At 65.3% G+C, this 22,182-nt stretch carries 23 protein-coding genes and 1 pseudogene; 7 read left to right on the forward strand and 17 right to left on the reverse strand.

The window, feature by feature from the left end; all coding sequences use genetic code 11:
• Window positions 1-48: 48 nt before the first annotated feature.
• Entirely contained in the window at window positions 49-1,122 is a 1,074-nt protein-coding gene (hppD, locus tag F7R19_RS17460; protein WP_061957105.1) for a 4-hydroxyphenylpyruvate dioxygenase, read from the reverse strand.
• A gap of 203 nt (window positions 1,123-1,325) precedes the next feature.
• Between hppD and F7R19_RS17465 the strand changes: the two genes are divergently transcribed.
• Window positions 1,326-1,799, forward strand: coding sequence for an Lrp/AsnC family transcriptional regulator (locus tag F7R19_RS17465; protein WP_061957083.1), 474 nt, complete (start codon window positions 1,326-1,328; stop codon window positions 1,797-1,799).
• Between the two features lie 99 nt (window positions 1,800-1,898).
• Here the strand turns inward: F7R19_RS17465 and F7R19_RS17470 are convergent, their stop codons facing one another.
• Window positions 1,899-2,225 carry a thioredoxin family protein gene (locus tag F7R19_RS17470; protein WP_061957082.1) on the reverse strand — a complete coding sequence of 109 codons (327 nt, stop codon included), beginning with the start codon at window positions 2,223-2,225 and terminating at the stop codon, window positions 1,899-1,901.
• Between the two features lie 80 nt (window positions 2,226-2,305).
• A complete protein-coding gene (locus tag F7R19_RS17475) occupies window positions 2,306-4,645 on the reverse strand; it encodes an ATP-dependent DNA helicase (protein WP_223506193.1) in 2,340 nt (779 codons plus the stop codon).
• Between the two features lie 115 nt (window positions 4,646-4,760).
• Between F7R19_RS17475 and xth the strand changes: the two are divergent.
• Window positions 4,761-5,540 (forward strand): annotated as a pseudogene (xth, locus tag F7R19_RS17480) (exodeoxyribonuclease III); the annotation flags it as partial.
• Window positions 5,541-5,881: 341 nt separating this feature from the next.
• Here the strand turns inward: xth and F7R19_RS17485 are convergent.
• The 4 genes from F7R19_RS17485 to F7R19_RS17500 all read right to left on the reverse strand — a co-directional run bounded on the left by F7R19_RS17485 (window position 5,882) and on the right by F7R19_RS17500 (window position 8,757).
• Window positions 5,882-6,487: a TetR/AcrR family transcriptional regulator gene (locus tag F7R19_RS17485; protein WP_061957079.1), complete on the reverse strand. Its 606-nt coding sequence runs from the start codon at window positions 6,485-6,487 to the stop codon at window positions 5,882-5,884.
• 219 nt (window positions 6,488-6,706) lie between these two features.
• A complete protein-coding gene (locus tag F7R19_RS17490; RefSeq protein WP_150981424.1) occupies window positions 6,707-7,168 on the reverse strand; it encodes a copper resistance protein CopQ in 462 nt (153 codons plus the stop codon).
• Window positions 7,169-7,590: 422 nt separating this feature from the next.
• Window positions 7,591-8,286 carry a fumarylacetoacetate hydrolase family protein gene (locus tag F7R19_RS17495; RefSeq protein WP_150981425.1) on the reverse strand — a complete coding sequence of 232 codons (696 nt, stop codon included), beginning with the start codon at window positions 8,284-8,286 and terminating at the stop codon, window positions 7,591-7,593.
• A 48-nt stretch (window positions 8,287-8,334) separates the two neighbouring features.
• Window positions 8,335-8,757 carry a VOC family protein gene (locus tag F7R19_RS17500; protein ID WP_061957076.1) on the reverse strand — a complete coding sequence of 141 codons (423 nt, stop codon included), beginning with the start codon at window positions 8,755-8,757 and terminating at the stop codon, window positions 8,335-8,337.
• 183 nt (window positions 8,758-8,940) lie between these two features.
• Between F7R19_RS17500 and F7R19_RS17505 the strand changes: the two genes are divergently transcribed.
• Complete coding sequence (locus F7R19_RS17505) at window positions 8,941-9,858, forward strand: LysR family transcriptional regulator (RefSeq protein ID WP_150981449.1); 918 nt, start codon at window positions 8,941-8,943, stop codon at window positions 9,856-9,858.
• Here the strand turns inward: F7R19_RS17505 and F7R19_RS17510 are convergent.
• Window positions 9,809-11,128, reverse strand: a complete 1,320-nt coding sequence (locus F7R19_RS17510; RefSeq protein ID WP_061957074.1) for an MFS transporter — start codon at window positions 11,126-11,128, stop codon at window positions 9,809-9,811. The two genes, F7R19_RS17505 and F7R19_RS17510, sit on opposite strands and share 50 nt — an antisense overlap.
• 53 nt (window positions 11,129-11,181) lie before the next feature.
• Window positions 11,182-11,841 carry a TetR/AcrR family transcriptional regulator gene (locus F7R19_RS17515; protein WP_150981426.1) on the reverse strand — a complete coding sequence of 220 codons (660 nt, stop codon included), beginning with the start codon at window positions 11,839-11,841 and terminating at the stop codon, window positions 11,182-11,184.
• Window positions 11,842-12,006: 165 nt separating this feature from the next.
• Between F7R19_RS17515 and F7R19_RS17520 the strand changes: the two genes are divergently transcribed.
• A complete protein-coding gene (locus F7R19_RS17520) occupies window positions 12,007-12,771 on the forward strand; it encodes an SDR family NAD(P)-dependent oxidoreductase (RefSeq protein ID WP_150981427.1) in 765 nt (254 codons plus the stop codon).
• 194 nt (window positions 12,772-12,965) lie between these two features.
• Window positions 12,966-14,909 carry a methyl-accepting chemotaxis protein gene (locus tag F7R19_RS17525; RefSeq protein WP_223506191.1) on the forward strand — a complete coding sequence of 648 codons (1,944 nt, stop codon included), beginning with the start codon at window positions 12,966-12,968 and terminating at the stop codon, window positions 14,907-14,909.
• 140 nt (window positions 14,910-15,049) lie between these two features.
• Here F7R19_RS17525 and F7R19_RS17530 read toward each other — a convergent pair whose 3' ends face one another.
• The 6 genes from F7R19_RS17530 to F7R19_RS17555 form a co-directional block, all read right to left on the reverse strand.
• Complete coding sequence (locus tag F7R19_RS17530; RefSeq protein ID WP_150981428.1) at window positions 15,050-16,180, reverse strand: BON domain-containing protein; 1,131 nt, start codon at window positions 16,178-16,180, stop codon at window positions 15,050-15,052.
• Between the two features lie 290 nt (window positions 16,181-16,470).
• On the reverse strand, window positions 16,471-16,842 hold the full coding sequence (locus tag F7R19_RS17535) for a hypothetical protein (protein WP_150981429.1): 372 nt from the start codon (window positions 16,840-16,842) through the stop codon (window positions 16,471-16,473).
• A gap of 267 nt (window positions 16,843-17,109) precedes the next feature.
• On the reverse strand, window positions 17,110-18,063 hold the full coding sequence (locus tag F7R19_RS17540) for a patatin-like phospholipase family protein (protein ID WP_061957069.1): 954 nt from the start codon (window positions 18,061-18,063) through the stop codon (window positions 17,110-17,112).
• Window positions 18,064-18,193: 130 nt separating this feature from the next.
• Complete coding sequence (locus F7R19_RS17545; RefSeq protein WP_061957068.1) at window positions 18,194-18,433, reverse strand: DUF2789 domain-containing protein; 240 nt, start codon at window positions 18,431-18,433, stop codon at window positions 18,194-18,196.
• Window positions 18,434-18,494: 61 nt separating this feature from the next.
• Window positions 18,495-18,710 (reverse strand): hypothetical protein, encoded by a 216-nt coding sequence (locus F7R19_RS17550; RefSeq protein WP_061957067.1) that lies wholly within the window; start codon window positions 18,708-18,710, stop codon window positions 18,495-18,497.
• Between the two features lie 158 nt (window positions 18,711-18,868).
• Window positions 18,869-19,759: a LysR substrate-binding domain-containing protein gene (locus F7R19_RS17555; protein WP_061957066.1), complete on the reverse strand. Its 891-nt coding sequence runs from the start codon at window positions 19,757-19,759 to the stop codon at window positions 18,869-18,871.
• Between the two features lie 89 nt (window positions 19,760-19,848).
• Between F7R19_RS17555 and F7R19_RS17560 the strand changes: the two genes are divergently transcribed.
• Together F7R19_RS17560 and F7R19_RS30490 are read left to right on the forward strand one after the other, a co-directional pair.
• Window positions 19,849-20,616 carry a sulfite exporter TauE/SafE family protein gene (locus F7R19_RS17560; RefSeq protein WP_150981430.1) on the forward strand — a complete coding sequence of 256 codons (768 nt, stop codon included), beginning with the start codon at window positions 19,849-19,851 and terminating at the stop codon, window positions 20,614-20,616.
• Window positions 20,617-20,657: 41 nt separating this feature from the next.
• Window positions 20,658-20,783 carry a hypothetical protein gene (locus tag F7R19_RS30490; RefSeq protein WP_263289909.1) on the forward strand — a complete coding sequence of 42 codons (126 nt, stop codon included), beginning with the start codon at window positions 20,658-20,660 and terminating at the stop codon, window positions 20,781-20,783.
• A 13-nt stretch (window positions 20,784-20,796) separates the two neighbouring features.
• Here F7R19_RS30490 and F7R19_RS29995 read toward each other — a convergent pair whose 3' ends face one another.
• Together F7R19_RS29995 and F7R19_RS17570 are read right to left on the reverse strand one after the other, a co-directional pair.
• The gene (locus F7R19_RS29995) at window positions 20,797-20,958 is read right to left on the reverse strand and encodes a hypothetical protein (protein ID WP_211922748.1); all 162 of its coding nucleotides are present in this window, start codon (window positions 20,956-20,958) and stop codon (window positions 20,797-20,799) included.
• Window positions 20,955-22,004: an alpha/beta fold hydrolase gene (locus tag F7R19_RS17570; RefSeq protein ID WP_150981431.1), complete on the reverse strand. Its 1,050-nt coding sequence runs from the start codon at window positions 22,002-22,004 to the stop codon at window positions 20,955-20,957. The genes F7R19_RS29995 and F7R19_RS17570 overlap by 4 nt, the downstream gene beginning before the upstream one ends.
• Between the last annotated feature and the right edge of the window lie 178 nt (window positions 22,005-22,182).

Consider the following 22,182-nt stretch of genomic DNA (forward strand, 5'->3'; position numbering starts at 1 on the left):
GAAAGCGGAAGAATCTGCTGGCCTGAGGAAAATTTCAGGCCGTTGCGGTCATACCTTTAGCGTGCCGCGCTCGATTTGGTCGCGTTCGAGTGATTCGAACAGCGCCTTGAAGTTGCCTTCGCCAAAGCCATCGTCGCCGGCGCGCTGGATGAATTCGAAGAACACCGGGCCGAGCACGCCCTTCGAGAAAATCTGCAGCAACAGGCGGGGCTTGCCGTTCTCGGTGGTGCCGTCGAGCAGGATGCCGCGCGACTTCAGTTGGTCCACCGGCTGGCCGTGGCCGGGCAGGCGGGTGTCCAGCGCCTGGTAGTAGTAGTCGTTCGGCGCGGTCATCAGCTCGACACCGGCCATCTGCAGGTTGTCGATGACTTCGATCAGGTTGTCGACCAGGAAGGCAATGTGCTGGATGCCTTCCCCGTTGAAGGCCATCAGGAATTCCTCGATCTGACCCGCGCCCTTGGACGACTCCTCGTTCAGCGGAATGCGGATCTTGCCGTCCGGCGCGGTCATCGCCTTCGAGGTCAGGCCCGTGTACTCGCCCTGGATGTCGAAGTAGCGGATTTCACGGAAATTGAACAGGCGTTCGTAGAAGTTGGCCCAGTACGCCATGCGGCCACGGTAGACGTTGTGCGTCAGGTGGTCGATCACCTTCAGGCCGTGGCCCTTCGGACGGCGGTCCGCGCCTTCGACGAATTCGAAATCGATGTCATAGATCGACTTGCCGTCTTCGAAGCGGTCGATCAGATACAGCGGCGCACCGCCGATACCCTTGATCGCAGGCAGGCGCAGTTCCATCGGACCGGTTGCAATCTCGATCGGCTGGGCGCCCAGCATCAGGGCGCGGTTGTAGGCCTTGTGCGAATCCTTGACGCGGAAAGCCATGCCGCAGGCGCTGGGGCCGTGTTCGGCGGCGAAATAAGCGGCTTCGCTGTGCGGCTCGTTGTTCACGATGAAGTTGATGTCACCCTGGCGATACAGCACCACGTCCTTTGAACGATGGCGTGCCACCAGCGAGAAGCCCATTTTTTCGAACAGCGGCTCGAGAACGTTGGGCGTGGGCGAAGCGAATTCCACAAATTCGAAGCCCATCAATTGCATCGGGTTTTCAAACAGATCGGCCATGGTCAGTGCGCGCGGGGGCGAGTAGCAATAGAAATAATATTTCGGCGGGGCCGGGGCGGATGTGGCGAGGTAGACGCTTGCGCCGCGGCTCATCGTGGGGAAATTGTAGAACCCGCGCCGCTAAATAGGATTTCGTAAGGCACGCAGGGAAACCCTTGGATATGAGATAAAATTTCGCAGAATCGCTATTCAAGGAAATCAGGATGCATCAAACCGAGCTGGACCGTACGGACCGCCGCTTGCTGGGCGTGCTGCAGGAACATGGCCGTGCGTCCAATCTGGAGCTGGCCGAGGCGATCAACCTGTCGCCCGCGCAGACGCTGCGGCGGCACCGGCGCCTGGAGGAGGGCGGCATCATCAAGCGCTACGAGGCGCGGCTCGACAGCACTGCACTGGGGTTTGGGGTGACGGCCTTCATTCACGTGACGATGGAGCGCGGCCACATCCGCGACCTGTCCAAATTCAAGAGCCTGGTGGCAGAACTGGCGCAGATCCAGGAATGCTTTTCCGTAACCGGCGATATCGATTACGTGCTGAAGGTGGTGGCGAAGGACTTGAAGTCGCTATCGGACTTCCTGCTCGACACCCTGATGCGCATCCCGGGCGTGAGCGGCGTGAAATCGAGCGTCTGCCTGGACGAAATCAAGTGCACCAGCGCGATGCCGCTGGAGCCGTGACTGGCGCAGCCTTCGTCGCTTGCATCCACCATCGGCGCGGGCCGGAGCGAATCGCGTGGATTACGCAACCGGCAGCGCGCCATGGCGCTGCGCCGGCGCTCAGGCGGCGATGCCTTGCATCGCGTCGACGATTTCGCGGCTGTCGTTCGGGCGAACCACGCGCGCCACTTCCTGGCCATCGCGCAGGAAAATCAGCGTAGGCCAGAGCTTCACGCGGAACGACCGTCCCAGCGGCCGGCCGCTGCCGTCTTCGACCTTGATGTGATCGATCTCGGGATGCTCGGCAAACGCCGTTTCGATCAATGGCTGCGCGCGCTGGCAAAAGCCGCACCACGGCGTCCCGAATTCCAGCACGGTGGCGCCACGCAGGCTATCGATCTCGCTGCGCGTGGGTTCGGTTGCGGCAAAGGTATGGGTCATGCTCATGGCTTGGCGGCTCCGTCGATATGGGATGCGCGGATGTCTGATGGGCTGGCACGCGAATGCCGTGCCAGCGGCCCGAGGCGTCATTCTGCCAGTGCCAGCGGATTGGCGTGGCGCGGCGGCATGGCAGAAATTTCCCACCATGCCGGCAAAAGCGCCTGAACCTCGGCGCGCGCGTAGCGGTCGTCGATCAGCCACACCACGCCGCGATCCTGCTGCGTGCGGATCACGCGGCCGGCCGCCTGCACCACCTTGCGCAGCCCCGGATACAGATATGCATAGTCGTAGCCCTGGCCGAACACGGCCTCCATGCGCTCGCGCAGCCGTTCGTTGACCGGATTGATCTGCGGTAGCCCCAGCGTGGCCACGAACGCGCCGATCAGGCGATCGCCCGGCAGGTCGACGCCTTCGGAGAACACGCCGCCCAGCACCGCAAAACCGATGCCGCGTCCACCCGGTGCGAACGCGTCGAGAAACGCCGCCTGCCCCGCTTCGGTCATGCCGCGCGCCTGAAGCCATAGCGGGATGTCGGGTCGATGCGCCGCCAGCTGCGCCGCCGCCTGTTGCAGGTAGTCGTGGCTGCTGAAGAACGCTAGGTAGTTGCCAGGCCGGCGCGCGTACTGTTCGGCCATCAGTCCCACCAGCGCCGGCAGCGAACGTTGCCGCTGGCCGTAGCGCGTGGAAATATGGCGCGCCACATGCACGTCGAGCTGATCGGCGCGGAACGGCGATGGCACTTCGATCCACACCGTGTTGGCGGGCAGCCCGAGCAGGTTGCGGTAGTAGTCGGTGGGATGCAGCGTGGCAGAAAACAGCGTGGTCGAATGCGCGCCCGCGAAGCGCGGCGCGAGATACGGCGCGGGCAGCAGGTTGCGCACGCACAGCGCAGCATCGACGCCCGCGCGCGTACGCGGCGTGCGCGTGATGTCGAAGATCGAGTGCTTGCCGCCGTATTCGGTCAGTTGTTCGGCGAGCCGCAGAAAATGCATGGCGTCGAAATAGAAGCGCTCCAGCGCGGCGTCATGCCGTTGCGGATGTTCGCTCATGTCATCGACGATGGCGCTGCACAGCTGCGTCAGCGTCTCGACAAAGGCGGGCGGCTCTTCGTCGCGCGTTTCGTAGGCGTCGTCGCTCGCCTTGGCCAGCGCGTTCCACTGGCGGTAGAGCTTGTCCATGGGCCGCTTGAGCGCAGCGGGCGCGCCGCGCCGCACGTCCCGAAACGCGGCGTGATCGAGCGTGACCGTGTACATCGCGCGTCCCCGCTCGACCAGGTTGTGCGCTTCGTCGACCAGCACGCTGACGCGCCATTCGTTCATGGCCGTCAGCGCAAACAGCATCGCACTACGATCGAAATAGTAGTTGTAGTCGGCCACCACCAGATCGCTCCAGCGGATCATTTCCTGTGCCAGGTAATAGGGGCAGATCTGGTGCGCGGCGGCGATCTCGCGCAGCGTGCCGCGGTCCAGCAGTGGCGCGGCGCTGGCCGCATCGCGCGCGGCGGGCAGGCGGTCGTAGAAGCCGCGCGCCAGCGGACATGATTCGCCATGGCAGGCAAGGTCCGGGTGTTCGCACGCCTTGTCGCGGGCGATCAGCTCGATCACGCGCAGCGGCGTGCGCGCGGCATCGCCGCGCAATTGCGCGGTGGCATGCAGGGCGACGGCGCGGCCGGTCGAGCGCGCCGAGAGAAAGAACAGCTTGTCGATGCGTTGCGCCGGCATGGCCTTGAGCGCCGGAAACACGGTGCCGATCGATTTCCCGATGCCGGTGGGCGCCTGCGCCAGCAAGGTGCGCGCCGACGCGTTGGCCTTGTAGACCGATTCGGCCAGCAGGCGCTGTCCGTCGCGAAACGTGGCATGCGGAAACGCCAGCGTCTGCAGCGCCGCGTCGCGGCCGGTGCGATGCGCGAGTTCGCGTTCGGCCCATTGCATGAAGCGTTGGCAACTGTCCTCGAAGAACGCGCGCAGCGCCGGCGCGTCAAAGCGCTCCTTGAGCACGCGCTCGCGCTGGCTGACGATATCGAAATACACCACGGCGATGTCGATCTGCGCGAGGCCGCGGGCATCGCACAGCAGCCAACCGTAGATCTTTGCCTGCGCCCAGTGCAGCGCCTGATGGTTGGCCGGCACCGCCACCTTCTCGCCGCGCACGGTCTTGATTTCCTCTAGCCGGTTGGTCACGGGGTTGTAGCCGTCGGCGCGGCCGCGTACGCGCAATCCATTGAAATCGCCGCTCAACGCAACCTCCGCCTCGTAGCCCGGACCGCGCCGGCTGGTGACCACGCCGTGCCCGGCGACGCCTTCCTGGCCGGTCGGCGACGGCGTGAAACGCAGGTCGAGATCCCCCGCCTTGGCGGTGAATTCGCAAAGCGTTCGCACGGCAACCGTGTAGCGCGGCGTGGGAAGGGAGACGGAGGTGGCGGACAAGTCGCAAAAATGGAGCGGGCGGCGGAACTGTATAAATATACAGTGATCGGACACCGACAGGAAATCCCCGCGCAGATATTTAAGATGGATACCGACGCGACCCCGGAGCCATGCCATGCAGTCACTGAAGATCGCCACATTCAATATCAATGGTGTGCGCACGCGCTTGCAGGCACTGCTGACGTGGCTGGCGCGCGAATCGCCCGACGTCGCGTGTCTTCAGGAGTTGAAGGCGGTGGACGAAGGCTTTCCGATCGACGAGATCCGTGCGGCCGGTTACGGCGCCATCTGGCACGGCCAGAAGTCGTGGAATGGCGTGGCGATTCTGGCCAAAGGCGCCGACCCAGTGGAAGTTCGGCGCGGCCTGCCGGGCGCCGACGACGATTCGCAGAGCCGCTATCTGGAGGCGGCGGTCGAAGGCGTGCTGGTGGCCTGCCTGTACCTGCCCAATGGCAATCCCCAGCCGGGCCCCAAGTTCGACTACAAGCTGGCGTGGTTCGAGCGCTTGATCGCCCATGCGGCGACGCTGCGCGATAGCGGCCATCCGGTGGTGATCGCGGGCGATTTCAATGTGGTGCCGACCGACGACGACATCTACAACACGCGATCGTGGCTCAAGGATGCGCTGCTGCAGCCCGAAAGCCGCGAATGTTATCGGCGTCTGCTGGCGCAGGGCTGGACGGACGCGTTGCGCGCGCGCTATCCGGACGAGCGCATCTACACGTTCTGGGATTATTTTCGCCAGCATTGGCAGACCAATTCGGGACTGCGCATCGACCATTTGCTGCTGGGACCGCAGGTGCGCCTGATTGATGCCGGCGTCGACAAATGGGTGCGCGGCGAGGAACGAGCCAGCGATCACGCGCCGGCGTGGGTCCGCATCGAGGTGGACGCCTCAGGCGCGGGGCAGGGCGAAGCGGGGCGGAAAGCGGCGACGAAAGCGCCGACGAAAGCGGCGACGAAAGCGGCGACGAAAGCGCCGACGAAAGCGCCGACGAAAACAGCGGCATCGAGAAAACCCGCAGCAAAGAAACCCGCAGCGAAGAAAACCGCAGCGAAGAAAACCGCAGCGAAGAAAACCGCGGCCAAAAAAGTCTCTGCCAGGAAATTCGCCGCCACATGAACCGGGCAAAAAAAGCGCCGGGAATGATCCCGGCGTCGGAGAAATCAGGGACGTCCGCCGCGAGAGCGGTACGACGGACGTCGGGCGCCTGAACCGGGGCGCCGCAAAAATCTTCAGGCTGCCACGGCTTCGCTTTCGCGGCTCAGGCAATATTTGCCGCTTACCGCGCCCACCAGCATGTCCGCAGCTGCGTCGAGACGGTCAGTCGATCCAGACATGCGCGCGGTGATGATGCCGTTCTGGATCGCGCCGTACAGCACCTTGGCCAGCGCTGGCGGCGGCACCGGATACGGCTGCCCACGCGCGATTTCGGCACGGTGCAGCAGTCCGGCGATCCACACTTCATTCATCTGGAAGTGCCCCTGCAGCAGGCTGCGGATCGAATCGGGCAAGGCCAGCACTTCGGCGGACAGCATGCCGGCCAGACAGATCTGGTTCAGCTCGATGCCGTTGCGCAGCGGATCGACATACCGATGCGCCTGTTCGACCAGCGGCAGGCTGGTGTCGATGGCAGCGAGGCGCGTCTGCGCGCGTTCGCGGTACAGACGCACCACTTCCAGCACCAGATCGTCCTTGGCCGGGAAGTAGTAGTGAATGCTCGAGGTCTTCACGCCCACCAGCTCCGCCAGATCGCGGTAGCTGAAGCCGTTGTAACCACGTTGTCGAATCAGCACGGAGGCGTGCTCAAGCAGTTGATCGCGTACGGTATGCGTTTTCATGGCAACTATCTCTCGCCTTGTGGCGGAGATCCTCCGGTTTTTGGCCGTACGCCCCTTACAGGGACGACGACTGCGCAACGAGCGAGAGCACTGCCCCGCTAGTCAGGCAGAGCACGAGCCAGCCGCCCAGTATCAGGGCACTGTCACGCAAGGTCATGATGAAACTCCAGGTGTCGTTGGGGTTGCGGCCCGTATGCAATGGGTCGCAACCTGTCGGCCTCAGGCGTTGGCGCCGTCGGTGTACGGATCGAACTTGCGCGACGGTTCTGCCGACACGCCGGTGCGGTCCATGCCGGCCACGATGCGGGCGCCGTCGGTGTAAGGGTCAGCCTTGCCGACCTTCGCGCCGTCGGTGTAGGGATCGGCCTTGCGCGACGGTTCTGCCGACACGCCGGTGCGGTCCAGACCGGCCACGATGCGGGCGCCGTCGGTGTACGGATCAAACTTGCCGACCTTCGCGCCGTCGGTGTAGGGATCGGCCTTGCCGACGCGTGCGCCTTCGCTGAAGGCGTCGAACTTGCCTTGGCGTGCGCCGTCGGTGAAGGCGTTGCGCTGGTCATTCACGCGGTAGCTGTAGCCGTAGACTTCGCCGGACTTCTGGGCGGCGGGAGCGGCTTGGGCGGCGCCCGTCACGAAAGCGGCGGCGAGGGCGGCGGCGGTGAGGATGTTCTTGGCGTTCATGATGCTCTCCTTATGGGCCTGGCGATCTCGGTTCTGTATGGATCGCGGGGCCGATGTCTGTGCTGCGTTTCAGGCGTCTTTCCGATGCTGCTATCTACTGCTAGATAGATAGTCGGGGCTAAAAAAAAGACCGCCTACCGGTACTGACAAACAACTTGTATTGCATGGTTCTGTTGCGTGGATCAACGTCTGCCGCGTCTTGCTGTTTGCTGCATGTCGCTGTCCATGGCCTGAATATTATCTACTACTAGATAGATAGGCAAGGGGAATTTGGAGAAATTTCGATGTGCAAGGGTGGAGCAAGGTGCTACGCGCGCCTCAGATCCCTCGCAAGTTTCTGAATTTATTGAAAAAAAAGCGCTGGCACCGACAGGGGCGCGCAGCGCTTTTTAGGGATACGCGGATACCGTAAAAGTCGGAATCTAGCGCTTGCCGATCGTGAAGGTGATCTCTCCGACACCTTCAACGCCGCTGGACACGGTGTCTCCCGGATTCAACGCGCCCACTCCGGCCGGCGTGCCCGTGAAGATCAGGTCGCCCGGCTGCAAGGTCATGGCTTCGGAGATATAGGCGATGACATCGGCCACGGGCCAGATCAGCTCGTCGAGATCGCCCTTCTGGCGTGTTTCGCCGTTCACGTTAAGCCAGATTGCGCCCTTCGACGGATGGCCGACCGCCGACACCGGCTGCAGCGGTCCGCATGGGCCCGAAGCGTCGAACGACTTCGACCAGTCCCAGGGGCGGCTCATTTTCTTGGCCACGTCCTGCAGGTCACGGCGCGTCAGGTCCACGCCGACGCCATAGCCCCACACCAGATCCAGCGCCTGTGCCGCACTGACATTGGCGCCGCCCTTGCCGATGGCCACCACCAGTTCGATCTCGTGATGGAGGTTTTCCGTAAGCGGCGGGTAGGGCACGGTGCCCTCGGCCGGCACCACCGCATCGGCGGGCTTGGTGAAAAAGAACGGCGGCTCGCGATCCGGGTCCTTGCCCATCTCGCGCGCATGCGCGGCGTAGTTGCGTCCGACGCAGAATACGCGGCGAATCGGAAAGCGGGCGGTGCTGCCGGCAACGGCGACGCTGGGCTGCGCGGGCGGGTCGATCACGAAATCGGTCATGTCTTGCTCTGGTTTTCAGTGGAACGGTGGGGCGGTGAAACCTGCGGATTATTTGGCGAAGACCTGGCTCAGGTCGCCAAACGCCTTGAATTCGAGGGCGTTGCCCGATGGGTCGAGAAAGAACATGGTGGCCTGCTCGCCTACCTGGCCCTTGAAACGCACATGCGGTTCGATCACGAATTGCGTGCCGGCGGCGCGCAGCTTGTCAGCCAGACGTTCCCATTCGGCCATCGACAGGATCGCGCCGAAATGCCGCACCGGCACGTTGTCACCGTCCACCGCACTGGTGGCGCGATGGCCGCACTCGTCCGGCGACAGATGCGCCACGACCTGATGGCCGTAGAAGTCGAAATCGACCCAGGCGTCGGAACTTCGGCCCTCGGGGCAGCCCAGCAGGTCGCCGTAGAACTGGCGCGCGGCGGCAAGATCGTGAACGGGGAAGGCGAGGTGGAACAGTGGGGTGGCGCTCATGGCTTCAGGGTCTCTCGTGAAAGCAGTCAAACACGGTGTCGTTGATTGTAATCAGCAGAACTCGTAATATGAAACGAATCATTTTTTGACTGAGCATCGAAAATTTCGATGCTTGCGCCTCTGGCGCTTGGCGCGGAGCCAGGGATACCCTTCTGGCGCCGCGACCCGTCCCTTGCCCCTACCGTGATCCGCTATTTCAAGACTTTTCTGATTGCCGCCGAGACCAGCTCGTTTTCTGCCGCCGGTGCGCGGCTGGGGCTGACCCAGTCCGCCGTCAGCACGCAGATTCGCCGGCTCGAGGACGATCTGGGTTGCACGCTGTTCGAGCGCTCCGGCAAATCGGTAACGCTGAGCGAAGAGGGCCGCCAGATGCTGGCCGACGCCACGCGCATCGTGTCGATCTACGAAGCAATGAAGGGATCGCGCGAGCGGGATACGGCGCCGCTGGACCTGGGCGCGGTGTCGACGGTGCAGGCCAGCCTGCTGCCGCGCGCGATGCAGCGCTTTCGCGTCGCGTATCCCGATACGCACGTCAATATCGTTCCGGGCATGTCGACGCAATTGCTGACCCAGGTGGACGCACGCGAACTGGACATCGCGGTTCTGGTGAAGCCGCGCCTGGGCATCCCAACCGACCTGAAGTGGGTGCCGCTGCTTCAGGAGCGCTTTGTGGCGGTGGCACCGACAGGCGCGCCGTCCGACCTGAAAACGCTGCTGCAGAGCGTGCCGTTTATCCGCTACAACCGCCATTCCACCGGCGGCCAACTGGTCGATCGCTACCTGCGCCGGCACCGCTTGTGGGTGCGCGAGGGCATGGAACTGGACGAGCCCGCGGTGATCCTGCAAATGGTTGGCGAGGGATTGGGCTGCGCGATCATTCCATCGGCGCTGGTGCCGTTGCGGCAGACGCCCAATATCCAGGAGGTGCCGATGCCCGGCGCGCCGCTCTATCGAGAGATTGGCGCGCTGGTGCGGCAGTCGGCGCTCAAGCGGGCCCCGACCGCCGCGCTGATCGACGCATTCCTGGCGGAAAGCCGGGAACGCCAGTGGATCACGCCTGCGGCTTCGGCTGCGGACCTTGCGGCGCCCCCGCCGGGCTGACGCGGCGCACCATCAGCGCCAGCAGCGCGGCCACCAGGCACGCGGCGCCGGCCACGTACAGCGCGGGCGAATAGGTCAGCCAGAACGTGCGCGAAAGCCCCGCGCCAAACGCCGCAGTCGCCGCGCCGATCTGGTGTGCGGCGAAGATCCAGCCAAACACCATTGGCGCGCGCTCGCGTCCGAAGGTGCTGCCCGCCAGCTTGATCGTTGGCGGCACGGTGGCGATCCAGTCCAGTCCATAGAACATCGCGAACAACGACAGGCCGTAAAGCGTGAATTCCGAGTGCGGCAGCCAGAACAGCGAAAGCCCGCGCAGCGCGTAGTACCAGAACAGCAGCTTGCGGCTGTCGTAGCGGTCCGACAGCCAGCCCGACAGGATGGTGCCGATGAAGTCGAATGCGCCCATCATCGCCAGCGCCGACGCAGCCGGTACGGCCGACATGCCGAAATCGGCGCACAGCGATATGAAGTGCGTCTGGATCAGGCCGTTGGTAGAGAGCCCGCAGATGAAGAAGGTGCCCGCCAGAATCCAGAACGTCTGCGTGCGCGCGGCATCGCGCAACACCACGAACGGGCCGCGCCAGGACAGCGGCGCTGGCGCGGCAGCCGGCGGCTGCGGGGCCGATGCCAGCGGTGGCAACTCGCCAAACGGCGCCAGGCCCACGTCGGACGGCCGGTTGCGCATCCACCCCAGCACCACCAGCGCCAATGCGCCACACGCGGCAAGCACCGGCAGCACGGCCACGCGCCACCCCATATGTTCGATCAGCCACGCAGCCACCGGCAGGAAGGCCAGTTGTCCCGTAGCGGAACTGGCGGTCAGTAGCCCGATCACCAGACCGCGACGCGCGGTGAACCACCGATTGGCGACCACTGCGGCCAGCACCAGCGCGGTCAGGCCCGAGCCGACGCCAAGCATCAGTCCCCACGCGATGAACAACTGCCAGAGCTGCGTGGACACGGTGGCCAGCGCCATGCCGCCCGCAATCAGCGCCAGCGCCGCGCACACGACATGGCGCACGCCGAAGCGCTCCATCAGGATCGCCGAGAACGGCGCCATCAGGCCGAACAGCGCAAAACGGAACGCCAGGATCGACGACACCTGATCGGTGCTCCAGCCCATTTCTGTGGTCATTGGCTTGAGGAACGCGCCGGGCAGGCCGAGCGCGGCCGCGGTGGTCAGCATCACGCAGAACGTGATGGCTGCGACGATCCACGCGTAATGGACGCCGCGCCGGTCGAGCCGGCTCGATAGGGCTTGGGCAAACATGGGGCTTGTGGTGGAAGTGGTCAGAGGTTTGTGAGGGCCCGATTTTCGGTCGATCAGGCGGGTGTGGATGGGGTGACGGCGCGGCTGTCCGTGGTGCCGTCGGTGGCGCGGTCGCCCTCGCGCCCGTCGCGCTCCAGCAGCCAGCCGCGCGCGACAGCGAGAATGTCGTCGGAAATCGCATCGCCAGCCGTGGCGCGCGCCAGCGTGATGGCGCCGACCAGCGTCGCCATCTCCAGCAATGCGGCACGGTCGGTTTCGTCGCTTGGGCCTTCGGTCGCGGTGGTTTTCCAGGTCGACAGCAACTGCTTGACACCGTCCAGATACGCTTGCCGCACCGGCTTGCCGGCAGGTTCGCGCGCGATATCGGCGACCAGCGCCGACGCCGGGCAGCCATGTCCCGCGGCGTCGCGATGCGCTTCGTTCAGATACAGATCGACCAGATTGCGTCGCGCGGCGTGCGGGTCGCCATCGGCCTTCGCCACCAGATGCTGCCAGCGCGCATTCGAACTGGAAAACGCCCGCGCGCACGCCACCGCTGCCAGGTCGTCCTTGGATGCGAAGTGCCCATAGAAACCGCCGTGGGTGAGTCCCGCATCGGCCATGATCTGGGCCACCGACACGCCATGCAGCCCATGCTGCCGGAACAGCCGCGCCGACGCTTCCTCGATGGCCGTCCTGTGCTGCTCGGCAACTGCCCGTGATGCGCGCGCCATTCCGATTTCTCCTGCTGATCTGCTGATTCGTCCTTGACCGGAGTTTAGATGACATCCATACTTTATTCAATAGATGTTGTCTGTCATATAAAAACAGGCCGCATCATGGGCCGCCTCCGTTGCCCGATGTTCCGCTGCTATCCCAATCTCGATGGAGAACCTGTCATGTTTCAACTCTTCGATCTGTCCGGCCGCGTGGCCGTGGTAACCGGCTCCACCAAAGGCATGGGCCTGGAAATGGCGCGCGCGCTTGGCCAGGCGGGCGCGCGCGTGGTGGTGTCCGGGCGCGACGCTGCGGTGTCCGAATCCGTCGCCGCCAAGCTGCGCGACGCCGACATCGACGCCACCGGCATTGCCTGCGACATCGCCAGCACGGAGAGCGTGCGCGCGTTTGCCGCGCAGGTGCTGGAGAAGTTCGGGCGTGTCGATGCGCTGGTGCTGAATGCCGCGGGCAGCGGCGTGGCCGGTTCGATGTTGGAGCAGGGGCCCGAGGTGTTCGACGACGTCATGGCGGGCAACGTGCGCGGCAATCTGGTGCTGGTCAACGCGCTGGCGCCGCAAATGATCGAACGTCAGGATGGCTCCATCATCTTCATGTCGAGCATTGCCGCGCGACGCGGCTCGGCGCGGCTGGCGCTCTACAGTATTTCGAAGGGCGCGACCGATCTGGCAATGCGCAATCTCGCGCAGACGCTGGGCCCGTACAACATCAACGTGAACAGCATCAACCCTGGGCCGGTGCGCACCGATTTCTCTCGCGACGCACTGTGGGGCGATCCGGAACGCGAAAAGGCGCTTGCCGCCGGCATTCCAATGCGACGCATCGCTGAAGCCGTGGACGTGGCCGGCGTCGCGGTGTTGCTCGCGTCGCCGGCGGGGCGCTACATCTCGGGCCAGACGATCGGCGTCGATGGCGGCGCCACTGCATAAGGGGCTTGCGACGCGCGCGCGCAAAGGTGCATTGCGCGCGCGATCGCTGTGCGCCGCGCACCGGTGCTGTGCAACTTGCGCACCGCGTTTGTGCGCAAGAAAAAATAGCGGGAAATAGCGGGGAAAACGGCTTCATTTCGCGGAATCGACGCCGTTACAGCGGGCATTGAGACTCCCTGAAACAAAGGAATATCGTGGCCGCATTGTTGAATCCCGCAGTCCGTCTGATGGCTCGGCTGACCATCACGCGCAAGCTGTTGCTGTTGTCCGTGCTGTTCCTGGTCCCGTTGTGCGGCGCGCTTTACGCCGTCTTCAACCAGTCGGTGCAGTCGATCCGTGACACCCGCGATGAAGAGCGCGGTCTGACGCTGGTCAGCCGCGCGCTCGATTTCATGCGGGAAACGCAGGTGCGCCGCGGCGCCGCCAATGGCGTGCTGCTCGGCAACGCGGCGTTCCGTCCGACCTTCGATGCGGCCGACGGCAAGGCCGCGCAGCATCTGGGCGCGTTGCTTGCCGAAGCGTCCGCGGTGACCACGTTCGACGTCGCGCCCGACGCGCGCAAGCTCGACGATGCGTGGCAGCAGATCCGCAAGCTCGGCCTCGATACGCCGGCTGCCCCGCTGTTCGACCGCCATACGGCATTGGTCAAGCAGACGCGGCTGTTCATTGGCGATGTGGCCGACCGTTCGTCGCTGGCGCTCGATCCCGAAGCGGGCTCGTACTATCTGGTCAGCCTGATGGTCGGGCCGATGCCGAAACTTGCGGAAGTCAGCGCGCTGGCGCGCGGACGCGGCGCCGGCATCATTGCCCAGGGCGGATTTTCCGACGCGGCGCAACAGGCGGAGCTGGCGGCGCTGGCCGAGCAGATCCAGGATGGGCTGGAAACGGTGCGCCGCGACATCGCGCGCGTTGCGCACAGTACACCTGCCCAGCGCGACCGCTTGCAGGCTGCCGCCAGGCAACTGGGCGCCATCGACAATTTTTATCGCACGCTCAAGGTCAGCATGCTCGGTTCGAGTGGCATCACGATCGACGCCAAGTCCTATTTTGCCGAAGGCACCGCGGCAATCGAGGCGGTGTCCACGGTCAGCCGCGAGTTCACCGATATGGCGCGCCTGATGCTCGATGAGCGTGTCACGCGCGAGGAGCACAAGCTGCTGGCACTGGCGGTCGTTGCGCTGCTGATGGTCGGCGGGGCGCTGTACCTGTTCGCGGGCTTCAGCCGCGGCATGCGTGAAGACGTGCGCGACGTGGCGCAACTGGTGGCGCGCATCAATGACGGCGATCTGAGCGTCCAGATCGAGGCTCGCGGCCGGGACGAACTGGCCGACATCAAGCGTCACCTGATGTCGATGGTGCAGGCATGGCGCGACGTGATCGGCAACACGCGCGATAGCGCGCAAAGCGTGCTGGTGGCAGCCGGACAGATTGCGCAGGGCAATGTCGACCTGTCGCAGCGCACCGAGGAGCAGGCGTCATCGCTGGAGCAGACCGCGGCGAGCATGGAGCAACTGACGGCGATCGTGCAGCAGAACGCCGGCAACGCCAGCCAGGCCAGCACGCTAGCCGGGGAGGCCGCCTCGATTGCGGTGGCTGGCGGTCATTCGGTGGTGCGCATGCGCGAGACGATGAGCGAGATCGAAGCTGATTCGCGCCGTATCGTCGATATCATCGCCGTGATCGACAGCATCGCGTTTCAGACCAACATCCTCGCGCTCAATGCGGCCGTGGAGGCCGCGCGCGCCGGCGAACTGGGCCGCGGCTTTGCGGTAGTAGCCGGAGAAGTGCGCACGCTGGCGCAGCGCGCGGCCAACTCGGCCAAGGAGATTCGCGTGCTGATTTCGCAGTCGGCCGGCCGCGTGACCAGTGGCGCGGCGCTGGCATCCGAGGCCGCGTTGACGATGGATAGCCTGGTGGCTGCGGTACAGCGTGTGACGTCGATGATGGAGGACATCAGCCGCGCATCGCACGAGCAAAGCGGCGGCATCGCGCAGGTCAATCAGGCCGTGACGCAGATGGATCAGGTGACACAGCAGAACGCCGCGCTGGTGGAGCAGGCCGCGGCCGCGGCACAGGCGCTGCAGGAGCAGGCCGAGCGCATGGAGCAGACGGTCAGCGTGTACCGCGTGGCCGCATGATCGAAGCATGAAAATGCCGAGCGCCCACGGGTCCGCAGGACCCGGGGCGCTCGTCGAGGGATGGAGTTTTTGCCAGCCACCGCCGCACGGTCATCGTGCGATGACCGGCGAGACTGAAGCGTCAAGTCGATGGCGGGCGGTTACCAGCCGTTGAAGCCGCCCGCGTCCTTGGCCGCGGCATCGACGTCCGGGCGCTGGACGCGGATGTTGTTTTCCACGTCGGTCACGCCAAAGGTGTTGTCGACCATGTCCTCGATGTCGTACTTCTGGCTGCGCATGCGCACGGTGCCGCCCAGCGTGACCTTGCCCTTTTCGACCTCGACCGTGACGTCGCGCACATCGACGCCGGAGGTAAAGGTCAGGCGCTCGCAGATTTCGTCGCGTATGCGTTCGTCGGTGCGCGTATAGCCGCGCGGACCGCTGCGTCTTTCGTGCGAGTCCGAGTCCGAACCGAACCATTCGCTCATAGCCTGGCCGATACGGTGGCCGATGTTGTACAGCATGCCGTGATCTTCATCGCGATCGTCGCGGTCGTCGCGCCAGCGTTCGGTGCGCGCCGATTGTCCATAGCGAGGCGAATAACCCAGTTCTTCGTCGTATCCGCGCCCGCCCAGATAGTCGCGGCCATAGCTCTGCGCATAGTGCGGACGAGATTCGCCCCATTCGTCGCGCGGCTCGGTCCAGTAACGTGTGTCGCTGCGCAGGTCGTTGAAGTAGGCGTTGTGCCCGCTGTGGCGCGGCTCGCGCTGCGCGGCGCTGCGCAACCATGCCTGATCGGCATTGCCGAAGCCTTGGCCGCCGTCGCGGCCCGCGTTGCGCGATTGCTGCGCGCCGCGGCGATAACCGCCCAGATCGCCATAGTCTCCATACTCGCTCGCGTACTGGCGGCTGCGATATTGCTCGCGCACGCGCCAGTCCTCGTCACGCTCGGGCGATGCGTCGTCGCCGCCGTTCAGGCCGTAGCGCAGGTCGCTGCCCGTGCGCTGCTCGCGTTGACTCCGCTGCCAGCCGTTTCCGCGATCGTCATCGTGCTCGCGGCGATAGCCGCCGGGCGCGGGACCGCCCTCGCTCAACTGTCCCGGGGTCAGGCGCTGGCGGCGCTGGGCATCGTCCCATTCGTCGCCGTACGATTCGGGTTGCCAATCGTCCGAATCTAGCCAACGCGACCCACGGTCGTCATCCCATGGATCGCCAAGATCGTCATTGCGCCGGCTCTCATCGGCCCGCCAGGGAGTGTCCCGGCGATAGCGCTCGCTGTGGTAGTCACCCATGTTGCGCTCCTGATGCTTGCTGCTGAGGTTGAAGATTTGCCAGACGCGCGGAATGCGGCGATATCGGCAGTTCGATAGCGCCATGCACGCAAATGCCGGCAAGTTCAAAGTCAGCGCAAATTCCATACCGTGGGCGCAATCCCTTGCCAGACGGCGATTGCGGGGGATTCCGACGCGCCGACGCCATGCAAGCGTTGCGCGGCTGCATGTAAAGACTGCATCGCGCTCAAGCCGGCGCGGGCGGCGCGTCCGGCACGTCGGCCGGCATCGACAGACGGCTGGCCGTCATGTCACGGCGCGTTCACGCGGCGGATGGTCGCCTGCACTGGCGCGACGGCGCCCACCGATGCGGGTGCTGGCCGGGCTGGCTCGGGCGCGGGACGCATGCCGCGCGCTTCGCGCAGCGGTGCAATGCCCTCGACGGCGTGAAACGGATGGCTGTTGGCAAAGTCCGTCGCGGCGGTTTCCAAAAAGCTGGGCGCAGGGCGCTGCGCATCGGGTGGTTGGGGCAGCGCCTTGTCGGCGTGCGCCGCGGTATGAAAACAGAGCAACAGCACGCGCAACAGCAGCACAAAACCGCGAATGCGGTGGCGGATGACGCGGGTTTGCGAGGGACACGGCGGCGCAACGACGCCCGGCCGCAATTGGGGCGGGATCAACATGGCAGTTCTCCGGGATGAAGCCGGGAAGATGGGCTTCGGGTATCAAGACGAGCATCGCGGCGCCGCGCTCGATGCGTCTATTTGCAGAGAACATGCCACGGCAGAAATGGCGGCCGGCGCGCGGCGACGGTCACTTCCGGAGCGGAAAACGGCGGGTGGGCGCCGGTCGGGGCCAACACCGGCCGGCGAGTGGTTGGGTCCCGGCCAACAGGCAGGGACGATGGCGATTGGCGAGGACCGCGCCGGCCGATGCGCGAAGTCGAACGTTCAGCGCATGCCGCTGTGTGCGCCGTGGTCGTGGCCCGGATGCGTGTGCGCGGCGCCTGTCTGCGGCAGCGCGATATCGGCGCTGCAGGCCGGATGCTCGGCATCGTGATCGTGCGGTTCCAGTGCACCGGGCACGCGGCGGCTGGATAGGCCGTCAGCACGCAGCCACGCCACCGTCGCCGCCGCCGCGCGATCGATCAGTTCGCCGCAGCGGCTGTAGTCGTAGGGCGAGATATCGAGCGGACACAGCGGCGGCACCACCGCGATATGCGCATGATCCTGCCAGCGCTCCAGATCGTGCACCAGTTGCCGCGCCACCAGCAGCGACAGCGCATTAAAAGCGTGTTCCATCGCGCCGCGTGGCGGCCGACGCTCGGCGCAGGCGAAACCGGCGGGCAGCACGATGATGCGCGTGGCACCCATGCGCACGGCCGTGGAAACCGGTGTGTTATTGGCCACGCCGCCGTCGATCAGTTTGCGGCCATCCATTTCCACCGGCGGAAAGACGCCCGGAATGGCCGCGCTGGCCAGCACCGCGCTGACGATATTGCCCGACGACAGCACCACTTCTTCGCCGGTGTGCATGTCGGTGGCCACTACGTGCAAGGGGATCGATGCGTCCTCGACGCGTGATTCGCCGAAATGGCGGTTCAGCAGCCGCTTCAGCCCGAGCGATTCCACCAGATGGCCGCGATTGCCGGTGATCATGCCCAGCATGCTGCGCCACGACCATGGCAGCACTTCGGCGCGCGTGATGCTGCGCCAAAGGGATTCCAGCTTGGCCGTACCTTCGGGGTCGGGATGACAGGCAAAGTAGGCGCCATTGATGGCGCCGGCCGACGCGCCGATCACCATATCGGGCTTGAGGCCCCAACTCACCAGCTCGCGGAGCATGCCGACCTCGATGGCGCCCAGACTGCCGCCGCCGGCAAATACGAATGCGGTCTTTTCCATGGTTTCGTCACAGGGCGCTCGCCCGCCCGATCATCGATCAGTAGTGGTGCGAGAGAGCATAGGCCACTTCCGGCCCCGCAAAAAGGGGGAGCGAGCCGCTGTCGTGCCCTGTCGTGGCCCTGTGGCGACCTTAAGCCGGCGCGCGCAACGCCAGGTTCAACTGGTCCACTGCCTCGGCCCAGTCGGCGTCCTCGATGAATTCGTCGCGCAGCAATTGGGCCTGGGCGGGCGTCCAGAATGGCGCTTCCCACAATTCCACATCCTGGGGTAGCGGCGAATGCTTGCCGATAAACGCGCGGATGGCGGACTCGTCCGACGGCAGGCCAAGCTGGGCGAACAGGTCGGAAAATGGGTGAAAAGGGTTGTCCATCTGGCAATCTCCGGAATCGAAACAATCGGTGGCGCGGCATCGGGCGGGCCGCGGCCGGCCTTTACACCATAGCAGCCGCGGTCATCGCCGGGATGTCGCGACGCTTGGTCGTCGAGCGTGCCACCAGCGCGCAGACGGCCAGCGTGCCGGCCAGCAGCCCCAGCGATGACGAAGTATGCGCGTGGGCGGAAAAGCCGCTGACAAATGCGAAGGCGGCGGACTGGAAGTGCGCGCGGCGCGGGGTGAGGCGTGGGCGGCGGGATAGCGATTCAATCATTTTGATGTTCCGGGGCGATGGGCGCGCTGGTCTTTTCTCGCTGCGCCTTGGATGACCAAAAATATATCGCCCGCCGGTGCCGTGAAAGTGCGTCACGGCTGACATTAATATTCAAAATATTTGAATATGGGATGCCGCCCCTCGCCTTGGCGCAAACGTCAGACGTCGGCCATGTCGCCAGCCATCAGTTGACGCGCGAGCAAATCGGCGTGGGGCGTCAGAGCGGAGAAATCGCGCGCGCACAGGTAGAGCCGGCGTGCCGCCCAGGGCTCCGCCAGCGGCACGATGGCCAGGTCGCGGCGCAGCGAATGGCCCATGGCATGAGACAGGATCGAGATGCCGATGCCAGCCTCGACCAGCATCGCCACATGTTCGACGCTGCGAAACTGCACGCGGTAGTTCAACTGGCGGCCCAGCCGCGACGCGCGCTCGGCCAGGTGCGTTTCCAGCGCCGTGTCGGCCATGCCGACGATCGGCTCGTCGAGGATGTCGGCAAACGACACCGACTCCAGCGCGGCAATGCGGTGCGCGCGGCTGGCGACCACCACCAGCTGGTCCTGCGCGATCAGATGCGTCTGCAGGCTGCCCAGATCGGTGATGTCGGCCACGATGCCCAGGTCCGCGCGCCGGGTGACCAGCGCCTGCACGATCTCGCTGCTGGGCCGTTCTTCCAGATCCACCGACAAATCGGCGTGGCTGGCCAGAAAGCGGCACAACTGCGGCGGCACGAATGCGGCCATCGATGCGGTGTTCGATAGCAGCCGGATGCGTCCGCGCAGACCGGTGGCGTACGAGCGCAGCTCGCCGCGCATCTGCTCCACCTGCCCGAGGATGGCGCGCGCATGTCTTACCAGCGCATCGCCGGCGGCGGTGGTGCGCACTCCGCGCCGGTTGCGTTCGAGCAAGGGCGCACCAAGCGCCGACTCCATGCCGGCGATCCGTTCGCTGACCGATGCCAGCGCAAGGTGCATCGCCCGCGCGCCGTGCGTCAGGCTGCCGCATTCCACCACGCTCAGAAACAGTCGCAAGTCGGTCAGGTCGAAGCGCACGGCAGGGCTCTCTGGTTTCGGTTGTTCCGAACTCTAGCACCGGAAATGCCAGATTGTGAAACGCCAGGCGCGTGACTAGCATTTCGTCCATGGAACCGATTTCTCTCGTTTTTTCAGCGGGTTTGCTGGCTGGCGCGATGAATGCGCTGGCTGGCGGCGGCTCGTTTGTCAGCCTGCCGGCCCTGATTGCTGCCGGTGTGCCACCGGTTCTGGCGAATACGTCGAGCACCGTGGCGCTCTATCCGGGCGGGCTGGCCAGCGCGTGGGCCTATCGCGACGGACTCGGGCCGGTTGGCGCGGTGTCGCTGCGCGCGCTGCTGATCGCTACGCTGTGCGGCGGTCTGGTCGGCGCGGTGCTGCTGTTGCGCACCTCGTCGGCGGCGTTCTCGTTTGTCCTGCCATGGCTGTTGCTGATCGCGTCGCTGGCGCTGGCCTTCGGACGGCGGCTTGGCGAGGCCTTGCGTTCGCGCTGGCGCGTCGATGCCCGGGCAGTACTGGCGATCCAGTTCGCGCTTGGCATCTACGGCGGTTATTTTGGCGGCGCGGTGGGGATCATGATGATCGCGATGTGGGGCCTGCTCGATCGCCGCGATCTCAAGCATCTGAACGCGCCGCGCACGTTGCTGGTCAGTGCTGCCAACTCGGTGGCCGTGCTCGCCTTTATCGCTGCCGGCGCGGTGCGCTGGCCCGAAACGCTGGCGATGCTGGCGGGCGCCGTGATCGGCGGCTATGGCGGCGCGCATGTCGGGCGGCGCACGTCGCCGGCGATCATTCGCGCCATCACGCTGCTGGCGACGTCGGGCATCACGCTGGCGTTTTTTGTGAAGACCTACGCGCCGATGTGGCTGCACCGCTGAGCGGGGCAGGCACGTCGTGGTATCCATCGACGGAGACGTTCATGCTCTCGACCCTGCTCGCCACGCTTGGCGCACTCGCGATTCTGGCAAGCATCGCAACCCATCTGACGGTGCGCCACGCGCCTGAAAATGCCGCGCCGCATCGCGGCACTGCCGGGCCGCGATGAGGCGCACGCGCTATCAGCGCCGGTCGCGCGGCTGCCGTCCTGCCGTGCCCGGGCCGACGGCATCCTCGACGCGATAGCGCGCCGGCGCGCCCTTCCACGCGCAGCGGCCGCCGCCCAGCTCGCACGCCAGCGCGGACAGCGCCAGCGTGGCCAATACCATCAAGCGCTGGATCATGGCTTGTCGATGTCGAGCACGGCCTGCGCAAACGCCGTGGGCGCTTCCTGCGGCAGGTTGTGGCCGATACCGCCGCCGATATCGCGGTGTTCGTACTTGCCGGTGAACTTGCTCTTGTAGGCGCTCGGCGCCGGATGCGGCGCACCGTTGGCGTCGCCTTCCATGGTGATGGTCGGCACGCTGATGGTCGGGGCGGTGGCCAGCTGCTTTTCGATGTCGTCGAAGCGCGCTTCGCCCGCCACCAGATCCTGGCGCCAGCGGTAGTTGTGCACCGTGATGGCGACATGATCGGCGTTGTCGAGCGATGCGGCGCTGCGGGCAAACGTGGCATCGTCAAATTTCCACTGCGGCGACGCCAGCTTCCAGATCAGCTTGGCGAAGTCGTGCGTGTACTTCTTGTAGCCGGCGGCGCCGCGGTCGGTCGCAAAGTAGAACTGATACCACCATTGCAGTTCGGCCTCGGGCGGCAGCGGCAGCTTGCCCGCAGCCTGGCTGCCGATCAGGTAGCCGCTGACGGACACCAGGCCACGGCAGCGATCGGGCCACAGTACGGCCATGATGTCGGCGGTGCGCGCGCCCCAGTCGAAGCCGGCCACCACGGCATTGCGGATGTTCAGCGCGTCCATCAGCGCGATCATGTCCACGGCGATGGCCGAAGGCTGGCCGTTGTGCATCGTATCGGGCGACAGGAACGTGGTGGTGCCGTAGCCGCGCAGATGCGGGACGATGACGCGGTAGCCGCGCTGCGCCAGCAGCGGCGCCACGTCGACGAACGCGTGGATATCGTAGGGCCAGCCGTGCAGCAGCAGCGCCACCGGACCATCGGCGGGACCCAGTTCGGCGTATCCCACGTCGAGCACGCCGGCCCGGACCTGCTTGATCGTGCCGAACGATGAATGGGTGCCGGGCTTGACCGTGGCCAGCGGCGCGGCCTTGGCCACGCTCTGCGCGTGGGCGGAAGTCAGCGCGCCAAACTGCGCGGCGGCCAGTGCCAGGCTGGCGGTGCCAAGGAAACTGCGGCGGGGCAGATCGATCTTGTTGCTCATGGTTTCTCCTGTCGTATCCGGGTGCGTGAATTTGACTGCGTAGGTGCGGCGGAACCGCGGTTGACAGGAGTCTAGAAGCGCCTCTGGAGCGCCATGTGTCAGAAAGCACGGTTTTTGTATCGTTGTGTAGCGACGGGCGGCGCGTTAGACAGAGCGATACAAAACGATGGGCTCAACC

The sequence above is a fragment of the Cupriavidus pauculus genome, from assembly GCF_008801835.1.
GTDB lineage: Bacteria > Pseudomonadota > Gammaproteobacteria > Burkholderiales > Burkholderiaceae > Cupriavidus > Cupriavidus pauculus.